The 13,102-nt window shown below is 43.8% G+C and carries 14 protein-coding genes; 3 read left to right on the top strand and 11 right to left on the bottom strand.

Annotation, left to right across the window (positions count from 1 at the left end):
- From AC2JF7_RS02305 to AC2JF7_RS02355, 11 genes are all read right to left on the bottom strand, one after another.
- The gene (locus tag AC2JF7_RS02305) at positions 1 to 1,353 is read right to left on the bottom strand and encodes a DnaD domain protein (RefSeq protein ID WP_500726675.1); all 1,353 of its coding nucleotides are present in this window, start codon (positions 1,351 to 1,353) and stop codon (positions 1 to 3) included.
- Between the two features lie 2 nt (positions 1,354 to 1,355).
- Positions 1,356 to 1,823, bottom strand: coding sequence for a transcriptional regulator NrdR (nrdR, locus tag AC2JF7_RS02310; RefSeq protein WP_500726677.1), 468 nt, complete (start codon positions 1,821 to 1,823; stop codon positions 1,356 to 1,358).
- A complete protein-coding gene (coaE, locus tag AC2JF7_RS02315) occupies positions 1,810 to 2,427 on the bottom strand; it encodes a dephospho-CoA kinase (protein WP_500726680.1) in 618 nt (205 codons plus the stop codon). The genes nrdR and coaE overlap by 14 nt, the downstream gene beginning before the upstream one ends.
- Positions 2,424 to 3,254: a bifunctional DNA-formamidopyrimidine glycosylase/DNA-(apurinic or apyrimidinic site) lyase gene (gene mutM, locus AC2JF7_RS02320; RefSeq protein WP_500726683.1), complete on the bottom strand. Its 831-nt coding sequence runs from the start codon at positions 3,252 to 3,254 to the stop codon at positions 2,424 to 2,426. Before mutM ends, coaE begins: the two co-directional genes overlap by 4 nt.
- 13 nt (positions 3,255 to 3,267) lie before the next feature.
- Complete coding sequence (gene polA / locus AC2JF7_RS02325) at positions 3,268 to 5,943, bottom strand: DNA polymerase I (RefSeq protein ID WP_500726685.1); 2,676 nt, start codon at positions 5,941 to 5,943, stop codon at positions 3,268 to 3,270.
- Between the two features lie 154 nt (positions 5,944 to 6,097).
- Complete coding sequence (gene murC, locus AC2JF7_RS02330; protein ID WP_500726687.1) at positions 6,098 to 7,408, bottom strand: UDP-N-acetylmuramate--L-alanine ligase; 1,311 nt, start codon at positions 7,406 to 7,408, stop codon at positions 6,098 to 6,100.
- A gap of 133 nt (positions 7,409 to 7,541) precedes the next feature.
- Positions 7,542 to 8,189 (bottom strand): YtpR family tRNA-binding protein, encoded by a 648-nt coding sequence (gene ytpR / locus AC2JF7_RS02335; RefSeq protein ID WP_500726690.1) that lies wholly within the window; start codon positions 8,187 to 8,189, stop codon positions 7,542 to 7,544.
- Between the two features lie 19 nt (positions 8,190 to 8,208).
- A complete protein-coding gene (locus AC2JF7_RS02340) occupies positions 8,209 to 8,529 on the bottom strand; it encodes a thioredoxin family protein (protein WP_500726691.1) in 321 nt (106 codons plus the stop codon).
- A gap of 37 nt (positions 8,530 to 8,566) precedes the next feature.
- Positions 8,567 to 9,226, bottom strand: coding sequence for a tRNA (guanosine(46)-N7)-methyltransferase TrmB (gene trmB, locus AC2JF7_RS02345; protein WP_500726694.1), 660 nt, complete (start codon positions 9,224 to 9,226; stop codon positions 8,567 to 8,569).
- Positions 9,223 to 10,422 carry an ABC transporter permease gene (locus AC2JF7_RS02350; protein ID WP_500726765.1) on the bottom strand — a complete coding sequence of 400 codons (1,200 nt, stop codon included), beginning with the start codon at positions 10,420 to 10,422 and terminating at the stop codon, positions 9,223 to 9,225. Before AC2JF7_RS02350 ends, trmB begins: the two co-directional genes overlap by 4 nt.
- Positions 10,415 to 11,155, bottom strand: coding sequence for an ABC transporter ATP-binding protein (locus AC2JF7_RS02355; RefSeq protein ID WP_500726696.1), 741 nt, complete (start codon positions 11,153 to 11,155; stop codon positions 10,415 to 10,417). Before AC2JF7_RS02355 ends, AC2JF7_RS02350 begins: the two co-directional genes overlap by 8 nt.
- 100 nt (positions 11,156 to 11,255) lie before the next feature.
- On the opposite strand from AC2JF7_RS02355, the gene AC2JF7_RS02360 reads away from it, so the two are divergent.
- The 3 genes from AC2JF7_RS02360 to AC2JF7_RS02370 all read left to right on the top strand — a co-directional run bounded on the left by AC2JF7_RS02360 (position 11,256) and on the right by AC2JF7_RS02370 (position 13,065).
- A complete protein-coding gene (locus AC2JF7_RS02360; protein WP_500726698.1) occupies positions 11,256 to 11,687 on the top strand; it encodes an HIT family protein in 432 nt (143 codons plus the stop codon).
- Between the two features lie 20 nt (positions 11,688 to 11,707).
- The gene (locus AC2JF7_RS02365) at positions 11,708 to 12,055 is read left to right on the top strand and encodes a hypothetical protein (protein WP_500726700.1); all 348 of its coding nucleotides are present in this window, start codon (positions 11,708 to 11,710) and stop codon (positions 12,053 to 12,055) included.
- A 113-nt stretch (positions 12,056 to 12,168) separates the two neighbouring features.
- Complete coding sequence (locus AC2JF7_RS02370; RefSeq protein WP_500726703.1) at positions 12,169 to 13,065, top strand: peptidylprolyl isomerase PrsA; 897 nt, start codon at positions 12,169 to 12,171, stop codon at positions 13,063 to 13,065.
- Positions 13,066 to 13,102 lie beyond the last annotated feature (37 nt).

Genomic DNA, 13,102 nt, shown 5'->3' on the forward strand with positions numbered 1-13,102 from the left:
CTATTTCAAACCAGTTTGGTCCTCTAGATTCTTAAAAAGTTTCTTCAAATCTTCTGCAGAAACATCCGTATCAGCTTCTGCCTTGTGCTTGCTCCAGTCGGTACCCTGTTCAACCCGCTTCTTCTTAGCAGGATATCGCTGGTACTTGCCCTTATTCTGCTCTCTTTTCATCATGTATTCAATGGCCTGGCTGCCATTCTTGACGCCATGCTGCAGCCAGTCGTGCAGGATCTTGTTAGCCAGACGATAAGAAACATTGGGGCCGCTCTTAAGGCAGGCATAGGTCAAAATGTTGAGCAGTTCTGCAGGAATTCCCTTTTGGTTATATAAGTCATCCAGTACCCGGTATTCACTGGCATCCACAAAGTCATGCCGGTCCGTTTTTAATTTATACAAGAACTGGCTGGGTGTTTCAGCTTGTGCCTGCTGCAGGGCCTGCTGGTCTTTGGGACTAAAGTGCGTCTTGCCCGCATCAATGCTGCCTTCAGCTTGCGTCTGTTCTTTGAGCAGCTTGCGTGTACTGTCTGCATGAATATTATTAGCAATGGTCTGTTTGACCAGTGTCATGTTTAGCTGATAGTCACCGCGCAAACATGGCAAAGCCTCATCCACAAAGTCTTGTTCAGACAGGCCATAGGTCCGCATGATACTGCGAATTGCTGCCTTGTTTTTATCAATTTCGGTCCCTGCTATCTGGTAAATTTCAAATTGCTGCTTCATGAACTCCCAATCAATATTGTCTTGGTCATTAATGTTGGCCTTATTGCTGGAAGACAGCCTGTTTTCTTGAGCAGCCTGTTTAACATCTGGTGAAGGATCAATTGCCTCTTCTTCAGGCAGGCGAAAGACCTCCATAAAAGAGGCTGACACATTCTCAGCTTCTTTGAGGCCATTGACGTAGTTCTCGTTTTTGTGACTTTCCTGGGCAAAGTCATGACTTAGCTTTTGAAAACTGGTAATTCCTACTTTTTCCTTCAATAAGCTGGCTAACAGCGCAGTGGCAAAGAAGTCGCTGCTACTGGGCACAGCTGCCAAGTGAAAAGCAAGGACCCGACCCATCACTTCATTATCAAGAATTCTGGTTTCCACCAGTCCTACAGCTTCAAGTTTGCGCAGTGCTCCAAATAATTTTTTGATATCACAATCCAGCTGCTCTTGCAACGTATATACCCCATGAGCATCTGACAACATTGCGCCGTATTCATAGTCTTCATTCAAACTGAGATAAAGTGCAAGCGCCAAGGACCCAACCAGTGGCTGGTACAACTTGACCAGGATACGCAAGTCGCGCGGTGAAATCTCAACCTTGTTAGTGATGAAAAAGGGCTGTTTGGGATTGGCCATTTCTTCCATGACTAGCTTTCCTTCTCCCGCTTGGCAATCATGTCCTCCATTGTCTTCATGAAGCTCGACATATCCTTGAATTCACGGTAAATTGAGGCAAAGCGAATGTATGCAACATCATCTAGTTCAGCCAGTTCATCCATCACGATTTGACCAATCTTCTTGGAAGAAATCTCGCTGACGCCTTGCTGTCTAATCCTGTTTTCAACGTGGTCGACTAGTTGTTCAAACTGAACGCTAGTGATTGGACGTTTTTGACCTGCGGCCATTACGCCGTGCAAGATTTTTTTGCGGTTAAAGGGCTCGCGCGTGCCATCATTTTTGATCACCAGCAGTGGTGTTGTTTCCACCCGTTCAAAAGTGGTGAAACGAAAGCCACAGTTCTCACATTCTCTGCGCCGCCTGATTGCACGATTTTCGTCGCTTGGACGTGAATCTATTACCCGTGAGGCATTTTCCCGACAATTAGGACATTCCATGTTGGTCCTCCTCTTTTAACTTTACTAACAGTTGGTGCAGTTTAATTTCCAGGTTTTCTATTGTTCCTGTATTAAAAATAACATAATCTGCTCGTTTTTGCTTTTGGCTTAATGGCATTTGACTATGGATCCGCTCAAGTGCCTCAGCTAAAGACAACTGGTCGCGCTCCATTAACCGCTTGACCTGAATATCTTCAGGCAAGGCAATTAGCAGGGTTGAATCACAGTATTGTTCACCACCTGACTCAAATAGCAGCGGAGCATCAACGATGACTAATTCCTTATTTGCCTGTCTGCTTTGCCTGATTTTAGCCTGAATTTCTTGAAAAATCAACGGATGGGTAATCTTATTCAAAATCTTCAACTGGCGTTTATCACCAAAGACCAAGTGACCAAGTCTAGCCCGATCAATTCTTCCATCTGCTTGCACAAATGTAGGCCCAAACTGCTTGACAACTGCATCATAGGCGGCACCGTCAAGGTTCAACAGGTCGTGTGCAATTTCATCGCTATCAATAATGGGGATATTGTTTTGCCTAAAAAAGCGGTCAGCTGTACTCTTGCCGCTGGCAATGCCACCAGTCAATCCTAAAACCATCGTCATTGGTATAGCACCTGGCAATGTGGGCAGTAGGTGGTTCCCCGACCCGTAACCTTGATTTTTTCTAATGGCCTGCCGCACCGCAAGCAGGGGTCGCCTTTATGACCATACACCTGCAGCATCTTTTGAAAACCACCAGTTTCACCATTGGCATCCAAGTAAGTATGGACCGTCGTCCCTCGTTCCTGGATTGCTAATGTAATTAGGGCATTGATATTGGCATGCAGCTGCTTGACCTTGTAGTTGCTGATTTTGTTGGCCAGACTCAATGGGTGAATCTTAGTTTCCCATAAAACCTCGTCCACATAGATATTGCCCAGGCCTGCAACTACCGACTGGTCCAACAAGGTGTTTTTAATATTCTTTTTCTTGTGACTGAGACCCTTGGCCAGGGCAGCGACCGTGAATTCAGGTGAATTAGGCTCCGGTCCCAACTTGCTGATGCCAGTCGTGGACCTTTCTGTGCCCGTCTTTACTAGCTGCATCCGGCCAAACTTACGCACATCGTTATACCGCAATGCAGTCTGATCATCAAAAACAAATTCCACATGATCATGTTTGCCCTTTGGCTCATCCATCTTGACCAAGCGGTACTTGCCCTCCATACGCAGGTGCGACACAATCGTCAATTGGCCGCTAAGACGAATCAAGAGGTATTTGGCATACCGGTCAATGCCTATGATTTTTTTACCTGTTACTTGCTCAGTAAATTCTGCCGGATCACTAGCAATAATCTTGGGGTACCACAACTTAACCTGGTCAATTTTTTTGCCCTTGATAAGAGGCGAAAGCGTCCGGCGAACAGTTTCAACTTCCGGCATTTCTGGCATTAATCGTTACTCCTTACTTAGCATCGAACCAATTATGACCGTACCCAGAATCAGCAACCAGTGGAATGTCGAGGTGAACGGCTGACTGCATCACTTCAGGAACAATCTTCTTAATGGTTTCCAGTTCGTCATGCGGTACATCAAAGATTAGTTCGTCATGCACTTGCACCACCATCTTGGTCTTTAGATGCAGATCATCCAGCTTCTTTTGCATGTTGATCATGGCAATCTTAATAATATCAGCCGCTGAACCTTGAATTGGTGAATTGATTGCAGTCCGTTCGGCAAATGACCGCACGTTAAAGTTCTTGGCGTGAATGTCTGGCAAATAGCGCCGCCTGTGCATAATTGTTTCGGCATAACCCTGGTCGCGAGCGACTTGAACTGCCTTGTCCATGTAGTCTTTAATCTGTGGGTACTGGTCAAAGTAATTGTCAATAAATTCTTTGGCCTGCTTACGACTGATGCCTAGATTTTTGGACAAGCCATAGTCAGAAATACCGTAGACAATCCCAAAGTTAACCGCCTTGGCCCGACGTCTCATCAACGGGGTAACCTCATCCGTTGACTTCAGCTTGAAAATTTTCATGGCAGTGTGGGCGTGAATATCATAACCCGTTTTAAAGGCTTCCTGCATTTGCTCATCGCCTGAAACTTGGGCCAGAACGCGCAGTTCAATCTGGGAATAGTCGCACGAAAAGATATAACCATCTGGTGCACTAGGCACAAAGGCCTTCCTAATTTGTTTACCTTCCTCAGTTCTAGTCGGTATGTTTTGCAGGTTGGGATCAACTGAAGACAGGCGCCCAGTTGCAGTTAAAGTTTGCAAGTAGCGCGTATGGACACGGCCATCTGGTTGGATGACATCGAGCAGACCATTGACATAAGTCGATTGGATCTTAGAAATCTGCCTGTAAGTCAAAATTTGGTCAATAATTGGACTTTGATCCTGCAACTGGTTTAGCACGTCAACTGAAGTTGAATAGCCCGTCTTAGTCTTCTTAACTGGCGGTAGGCCCAGTTTTTCAAAAAGAATATGACCCAGCTGCTTAGGCGAATTGAGGTTAAACTCTTCGCCAGCTTCTGCAAAAATTTTGCCCTCCAAGTCCTTCAATTCTACTGCAAATTCATTTTGCAGCTGACTCAGAGTGGCCGCCTCAACCTTGATTCCGTTCATTTCCATAACTGCTAAAACACGTGCAACTGGAATTTCAATGCTGGCATACAGGTCATCTTGCTCGTGTTCTTTCAGCTTGTCTAGCAAGGTTGGCTTTAGTGTTTCAATTGCTTGTACCTTACCAGCAAGATGGTTGAATAGGTCCTGGTCTTCTGCCGGAACACTGATACTCTTGCCCTTGCCATACACTTCAACGTCACTTTTAATGGAATTGTCGCCATATATGCGGCAGATTTCACCTATGTCATCTGAATTGCTTTCATTATTAATCAAATAGGACGCCAAGAGCATGTCATAGTCGATGCCATGCGCACGCACACCTAGCCGATTCAAGCCAACCATCGTGCGTTTGAGATCAAAGACATTTTTCTTAATCTTCTCATCTTCTAAAATATGCTTCAGCTGGTCTTCTTTCAGCAAGTCTACGTCCCGACTGACATAGATGTGATCAGCTAGCTTTAAAGCAAAGCCCACAAAGTCAGCCAAGTGGTAATTGTCGCCCAGCATCCCTAGATAAAAGCTAATCGCTTGACCATCTGGAACCTGGAGGGCACTAATATTTTCCCTGGTTAGCACACCAAAATCAACTTGCACATCTGGCTGCTTATCAGTATCCTGTCCACTAGCATTAGCATTTGGATCCAATTCACTGAGAAACTTACGGAAGTTCATCTTCTCATAAAAGCGCCGCAGCTTTTGATAGTCTTCTCCGCGCCACTTGATATCGTCAATTCCGATTGTAACAGGCGTATCCCGGTCGATAGTCGCCAGTTTTTTGGCTAAAAAGGCCTTGTCGCGGTCATTGATCAAGTTTTCCTTCAGTTTCGACTTTTTCAATTCATCAACATGGTCATATAAGTTTTCGACTGAACCATATTGTTGAATCAGTTGGGATGCTGTTTTGGGACCAACCTTGGTCACTCCTGGATAATTATCTGAATTATCTCCCATGAGTGCCTTCATGTCGATGAACTCAGTCGGCGTAACTCCGTTAACCTCTTTCATGTGGCTTGGCGTGTAGCTTTCCAAGTTCATCACACCCGACTTGGTCACCATAACTGTTGTTTTAGGTGAAGCCAATTGAGTCAGGTCCTTGTCCCCAGTCACAATCGTGACCTTATAGCCTTGGTCTTCACCAATTTTAGCAAAAGTGCCAATAATGTCATCGGCTTCATAGTTATCTAATTCATAAGTGGAAATTCCTAGATCATGTAGCAGCTCTTGGATGTATGGCAGTTGTTCCGAAAGCTCCGGGGGCGTCTTCTGACGACCACCCTTGTAGTCATCGTACATTTGATTTCTGAATGTGGTTTTGCCAGCATCAAAGGCAACCAGAATGTGGTCTGGCTTGACGTCTTTGAGCAAAACATCAAGCATGTTTTTAAACGTATAAATGGCGTTGGTATGCAGCCCCTCAGGATTCTTAAAATTCTCAAGTTGGCGGTACAGCGCGTAAAACGCACGAAAGGCAACGGAATTACCATCGATTAAAAGTAATTTTTGATCAGCCATTAAATCTCCTCATAAAATAAAACAAGTTTATTATTCAACTACCATTTTACCAGTTTTTACGCACAGCTGCAGGATCCTGTTTCGCCTGGCATTTTTATGCAAAAAGACTACTAGCAACAACTGTCCTAGTAGTCTTTTGACAAAATTCATTTAGCTACAGCATTTTTTCTAAGGCATCCTCATACTTTTGAATGTCGCCAGCCCCCATGAATACGATCACGCTGTCTTTGTTCAGGGCCAAATCAGCAATGTTGTCCAAGTCAATTACTTCAGAGCCAGGGATAGCTTCCACCAGGTCTGCACTGGAAATGTCACCGCTTTGTTCACGAGCCGAAGCATAAATCGGCGTAATGTATGCCTTGTCTACACCGCGCAAAATTTCAATGAAGTCCGCAGCGTATTTTTTTGTCCGTGAAAAGGTATGCGGCTGAAAGACCACAACCAGTCGTTTGTGCGGAAAGCGCTGCCGGGCTGCTTGAATGGTAGCCCGCATCTCAGTTGGGTGGTGGGCGTAGTCGTCAATAATGTTGATTGCGCCAAAGTCTTTTTCAGAAAAGCGCCGCTTGGCCCCTTGATAAGACAACAAGCCCTTCTTAATGTCAGCCAGTGACACCTTTTCAGTGTAGGCCACGGCAATCACAGCTGTGGCGTTCAAAATATTGTGGTCACCAAATAAATGGATCGTGAATTCACCTAGGTTTTGTCCCTGGGCAATAACGCTAAAAGTTGAACCAGTGGTCGTTTTCTTAATGTCAACTGCCTGAAAGTCATCTTCGGCTTCAAAACCATATGTATATTTAGGAACTTTAGCCTGCAACTGGCGCAAACGGGCATTACCACCCCATACAAAGAGACCCTTCTTGGTTTGGTCAGCTGCAACTTGAAAGGCTGAAGTGTAGTCGGCCTGGTCCTTAAAGTAATCCGGATGGTCAAAGTCAATATTGGTCATAATCTGGTAGTCAGGGTGGTAGGCTAAAAAGTGGCGACGGTATTCGTCAGCTTCGTATACAAAGAAGCGGGAGCCCTCAACTCCCCTGCCTTCCCCATCTCCAATCAGATATGACGTAGGTGCAGCTGCACTCATTACACACGCCAAGAGTCCTGTTGTCGATGTCTTGCCATGTGTACCTGAGACACCAATGCTCGTATACATTGCTACGACCTCTTCAACAGTATCAGGGTAGCTCTGCCAGGAAATTTTCTGCTCCTGGCAGGCCTTGACTTCAGCATTATCTTCTTTGAAGGCGTTGCCCTTAACTACTACTTGGCCTGAGCTCTTAATATTAGCTGCGGCAAAGGGTAAAATCCTGATACCTGCTTTTTCTAATGGCACCTGGGTAAAGGTGAACTTTTCAATGTCACTTCCGCCAACCTGGTAGCCCAGATCATGTAGCAGCATGGCTAAAGCGGCCATCCCCGTGCCCTTTATTCCAATAAACCAAATTTGCTTGTTTTTATCTAACATTTCATTAGCTCCAAAATAATCTTCACATTGCCTATTATTTTACCATTATTCAGCGCAAAAAAGCAGTGGACTTGCAAGCAGGTAGCTTATTCAGGACAAAGAAAAAGAACTGCAAGCAGTCCCTTATTTCTTCTTACAAGCCAATCTTGCCGGCAGCTAAAAGATCATCGCATTCAGCAGGATCAAATGCTGCACCAACCGTAAAATTGTCTGGCACAACCAGTATGCCACGCTCTTGCGGTGCATGCTTTAAATTTAGTTCGCGAGCTGAACAAATCATGCCATATGAGTCTACATGACGCAAACTGCCTGGCCAAATTTGCTGGCCGTTTGGCATCAGCGTTCCTGGAAGAGCAACCACGACCTTTTGTCCCTGGGCAATGTTGGGTGCACCACAGACAATTTGATGTTCCTCGCCTGCACCTACGTCCACCGTAGTGACATGCAGGTGGTCAGAGTCGGGATGTTTTTCACAGGTTTTTACATAGCCATATACCAGTGTTGACTTGCCATATTCAAGTTGGTCATCAAAACCAGTTGCTTTCAGCTGCTGGTTCAGAGCAGCCAGGTCACTGTCAGACAGCTTAACTTGGCCATCAGGCAACTTGTTGTAGTCAATGACCTGGTCAACATTAAAAAAGTTATAGCCAGTAACATTGCCTTCTTCATCAGTAATTCGGGTGATGTCGCCTTTTTTCTCATAACTGGTCTTGCCGTGGTCTTGACCCAAAATCACGATCAGGGTACCGGGATAACTGCGCTTGTTAATACTAGTAATCATCTATCAAATCCTCTTTCACTTAGTCAAGTGACCGCAAAAAGTCTTCAACTTGGTCCTTGGTTTTGCGGTCCTTATTAACTAGTCTACCAATTTCTTGGCCATCCTGGTAGACGATAAATGAAGGAATCCCCATAACATTTAACTCCTTGGCCATATCTGTTGCGCCATCAAGGTCAATTTGAAAGAACTTGCTGTCCTTAAAGTCTTGCTCAATTTGTGGCATAAACTGGGCTAAAAAGCGGCAATCTGGGCACCAGTCTGCAGAAAATTCCAGCACAACCCTACCCTCTTTGATGATTTCGCTCAATTTTGCTTGGTCTAATTTTTTGATTTGTTCCATTTTAAAAACCTCTCAATGTTTTTGCTTGTTCTGTTAATCATTTTACCCCAAAATCAGCATGAAGGGCATAAATCGGATTGCCCTTAGCAGCAAACTTGTGCTCATACTCTGTTTCAACGTTAGCCGCAATGATCTCTTCTGATTCATGGTGCAGGTCAACTGACATAAAGTCAAAGTGCATTCCATAGTTGTTCATGCTTTGCACAGAATAGGCAAATAAGCCAGCATTGTCAGTTTTAAACTCGATGTGGCCAGTTTCAGTCAGAATCTCCTGATACTTGGTCAAAAACGACTTATATGTCAGACGTCGTTTTTCATGCCGGGGCTTGGGCCAAGGGTCACTAAAGTTCAAATAGAGTGTCCGCACACTCTGCTCATTAAAAAAGCAGTCGATATTGGCCGCGTCCGCACAAAGAATCTGTAGATTGTCCAAGTGCTGCTCCAGTTTGCTGCGTAGAATCATTCCGGCTGCGGTAATCTGCAGCTCAACGGCAATAAAATTTTTTTCAGGGTGTTGAGCGGCCAGGCTGGTAATAAACTTTCCCTTGCCTGAACCAACCTCTACTTCAAGCGGTTTGGCAAAATCAGCAAAACGGTCTGCCCAATCAATTTTTTCAGCAGGATCGGGGCGGTCAAGGACGCTTTCTGGATGTTCTTCAACCAGTTTTACTGCCCAAGGCTTGTTTCGTAATCTCATTTTTGTGTTTTCTCTTTCTTAATCTTGGCTGGCAAATATAAACCAGCAATGGCCCAACTCCAAATTGCCAAGCAGCCAATTGACTGCCACCAGTGCAAGTTTACCGGTAAGATAAATAGCCAAAACAGGCTGATAATCAACCACTGCAAAAGCAAGGCTAAAGTCAGTACATGCATTAAGTCAAGTCCGCGGCCTGTCTGGTCAATAGGATAGATGCGGTACATAACATTATCGTCAAATCCGCTAGCCAGCGGCAGCAACTGATAAACTGTCAAAAAAATTACCAAAGCAGATAAGCCAAGTGCCCACAAAGAGTTTTGTACTAGCCAAGATATCAAAACCGCAAAGGCAGTCATTCTAACCAGCAAGTTCAGGTATTCCGGATTACGCAACAGTGAGCGCCGGTACAAGAAACGGTTAGGGTTTTCGCCAATTAGAGCATGGGTCGATTTAGGCAGTAGGAAGTCCAGATATTTGCGCCGCTTGACTGTGACTTGCCTTTCCTTGACGTCGGTAAACATGGAAAAGGCCGAATAGACTCTGTTCTTGCGTTCTTCTTCCTGGTCGACTGCATACTGCCAGTCAACCAAGGGGACGTTTTTGGGTTTTGCAATTGTTGCCAACACGGCTATGAGCGCATAGGTGATGATTGGCGCTGTGAGCCCAGTTGTCAATCCTATAACCATGAACAAGGTCACCCACATGCTTGAAAACTTGCGGTTGGCATAGAGGTTGTATTCCTCGACTTTCAACTGCAAAATTTTCGCTAATAAAACTGCAAAGACTGCAAGGGCATAGTTTAAGGTTAAAATTTGCGCCTTGATAATTGCAAAGGGAAACAAGATTCCGGCCAAAAGCAACAAGACTAGCATGGGTACAATTAAACTATAAACAAACAGCGGCTTCAAATAATCTTGCAGGGCCTCGTCTTGGGCAAGCAAGAACTGTAAATCCGCAGGTTTAAAGAGCGTCACCAATTTTCCTACTAACAGGGGCAGACAAAGCACAAGCCCAACTATGGGGCGGTAAAACCATAATCCAACCGGCATAGTTTTCATGCTTTGAGCATACCAAAACATTAAAGCTCCAAACAAAAAAATCAAAGCCAAAATAAAGAAGTCATTGAAGACCAGCATTAAGTACTTGAGTGACTGCTGCACATTATCTTGCAGCCGTTTACGGGCCAACTCACGCATGGCGTGACTCCTCATTTAAAATGCGGTAAATCTTGTCAAAGGAATCAGTCTGCTTCAAGCCATAGTGCTTGCGGATCTCCGTCAAACTACCAATAACTTCAATTGTCCCATTGTTTAAAACCGCATACTTGGAAATTGCTTGTTCTGCATCAGCCAATATGTGGGTGGACATCAATACCATTTTGCCATCTGCTTGGGCCTGCTTAATCAAGTCAATCAAATTGGCAACAGCAAGCGGATCAAGGCCTGTAAAGGGCTCATCAATCACTAACAGGCTAGTATCAGCTAGGAAGGCAGCAACAATCATTACCTTCTGCTTCATGCCCTTGGAAAAGTGAATTGGCAGCCAGTCTAACTTGTCATCCAGCCTGAACATTTGCAAGAGTTCATGGGCCCGCGTCCATGCATTTTTTTCATCCAAGTGGTAGCTGAGGATGGTCAAGTCCAAGTGCTCTTTAAGTGTTAATTCCGAATATAACACAGGAACTTCAGGTATATAAGCCAATTGGCGCTTAAAGTCACTTGGCTGGCGGGTCATTTCTACGTCATTCAGAATAATGCGGCCTTTTTGTGGACGGAGTAAGCCTAAGATATGCTTGATAGTGGTTGACTTGCCAGCACCGTTTAGCCCAATAATGCCAAGCGCTTGGCCGGGTCTGATTTCTAAATTAATGTCTTTGATAACTGGCACTCCAGTGTATCCGCCAGTTAAGTGCTCTATTTTCAGAACCATAATTCTCGTCTTTCTTTTAATGAATTTACTCATTTTATATGATAGCATGAACTTATACAAAACTGAATTTGAAGACAAAAGAATTACAAGAGGTTTAATAATGAATGGATTAGATGAAGAATGTTTATTCTGTAAAATCATTCGCGGTGAAGTACCCAGCTACACTGTATTTGAAAATGAAGATGTTAAGGCCTTTTTGGACTTGTCCCAAGTCAATCCGGGTCACACGCTGATGGTACCAAAAAAACACCTCGTCAACTTATTTGACTACACCGCCAATGACGCAAAGAGGTACTTGCAATATATTCCAGCCATTGCAAATGCAATTAGGAAGTTTGATCCTACCATCACGGGAATGAACATTAGCACCAATAACGGGGCCAGTGCCAACCAAGTTGTCATGCACTCTCATGTTCATTTTGTTCCCCGGTTTGAGGGTGACAACCTGAAAATTACCACCCGCAACAATGCAGATCAATATAGCGAAGAAGACTATCAAAAAATTGCTGCCAAAATTAAGGCCCAATTTTAAAAAACAAATAAGGAGAAAATATGAAGCATTTTAGTTTAGGACTAGTCTTTGGAGCTGCGGCTGGTGTTGCAATTTCATTAGTGAAAGATAAACACGGACGCCGTCTAGGCAGTCAGCTGCGCGAGCAAGTCATGGCTACCAAGGAAGATGCAGGCAACTTGTCCAAGGCCATCAACCACTTAAAGGATGCCGGTCAAGAATTGAGCGATGCTTTGCCCCATGCCGAAAGAGCATTAACGGAATTGCAAAAAGAAGTAGAATACTACCAAATGAATATATCCCGCCAGATTATCCACTTGCAAGACAAAACTGCTGCACTTGGCCACAAAGATTCAGACAACAACTTAGATGATCATTCTAAAAATTAGTTAAAGAAAGTTTGTTTTTATGCAAAAAACATCAAATTAAAAACGGAAACTCTTAGTTTATGTTATATTAATTGTCAGTGACTTAATTTATTAAGGATGTGGAGATTTATTTTATGAGAAAATATATGAAAAAGATAGTTGCAGTTGTTGCTGTAGCTGGTATTGCATTATCAACTACTGCTTGTTCTAATGGTGGCAAGACTGTTGCTTCCTATAAGGGTGGCAAGATCACTGAACAAGATTACTACAATGAAATGAAGAAATCACAAGCTGGTCAAACTACCCTGGCAAACATGATTATCAATCGTGTCTTGGAAGAGCAATATGGCAGCAAGGTTTCAAAAAACAAAGTTGACAAGCAATATAGTAATTATAAAAAGCAATATGGTGGACAATTTAATGCTGTTTTACAACAAAACGGCATGACCGCCTCTAGTTTTAAGCAAAATTTACGGACTAACTTGTTGACTGAAGAAGCTTTAAAAGATGTCAAGAAGATTTCTAAGAGTCAAGAAGATAAAGCTTGGAAGTCATACCAACCGAAGGTAACTGTTCAGCACATTTTGGTTTCTAAAAAGTCACAAGCTGAAAAAATCATCCAAGAATTAAAAGATGGTGCTAGCTTCAAGTCACTAGTTAAAAAGTATTCACTTGATACTGGGACCAAGTCAAATGAAGGTAAATTGCCTGCATTTGACTCAACTGATACTAGTTTAGATCCTGCATTTAAGAATGCCGCTTTCAAGCTTAAGACTGGTCAAACAACTACTAGCCCGGTTAAGTCGCAATCAGGCTACCACGTAATCAAAATGATTAAACACCCTGGCAAGGGAACATTTGCTTCACACAAGAAGGAAATTGATGACCAAATTTATCGTTCAATGTCACAAGACCAAGAAACAATGCGCAGCGTTATTTCAACGGTATTAAAGAAGGCCGATCCGTCAATTAAGGATAACGACTTGAAGAATGTTTTGTCTTCATACGTTACTACTAATTCGAAGAAATAATCGTCCTTTAGTACAAAAAAAGAAGCTCCTCGTGAGC

The organism is Lactobacillus sp. XV31L, assembly GCF_059900865.1.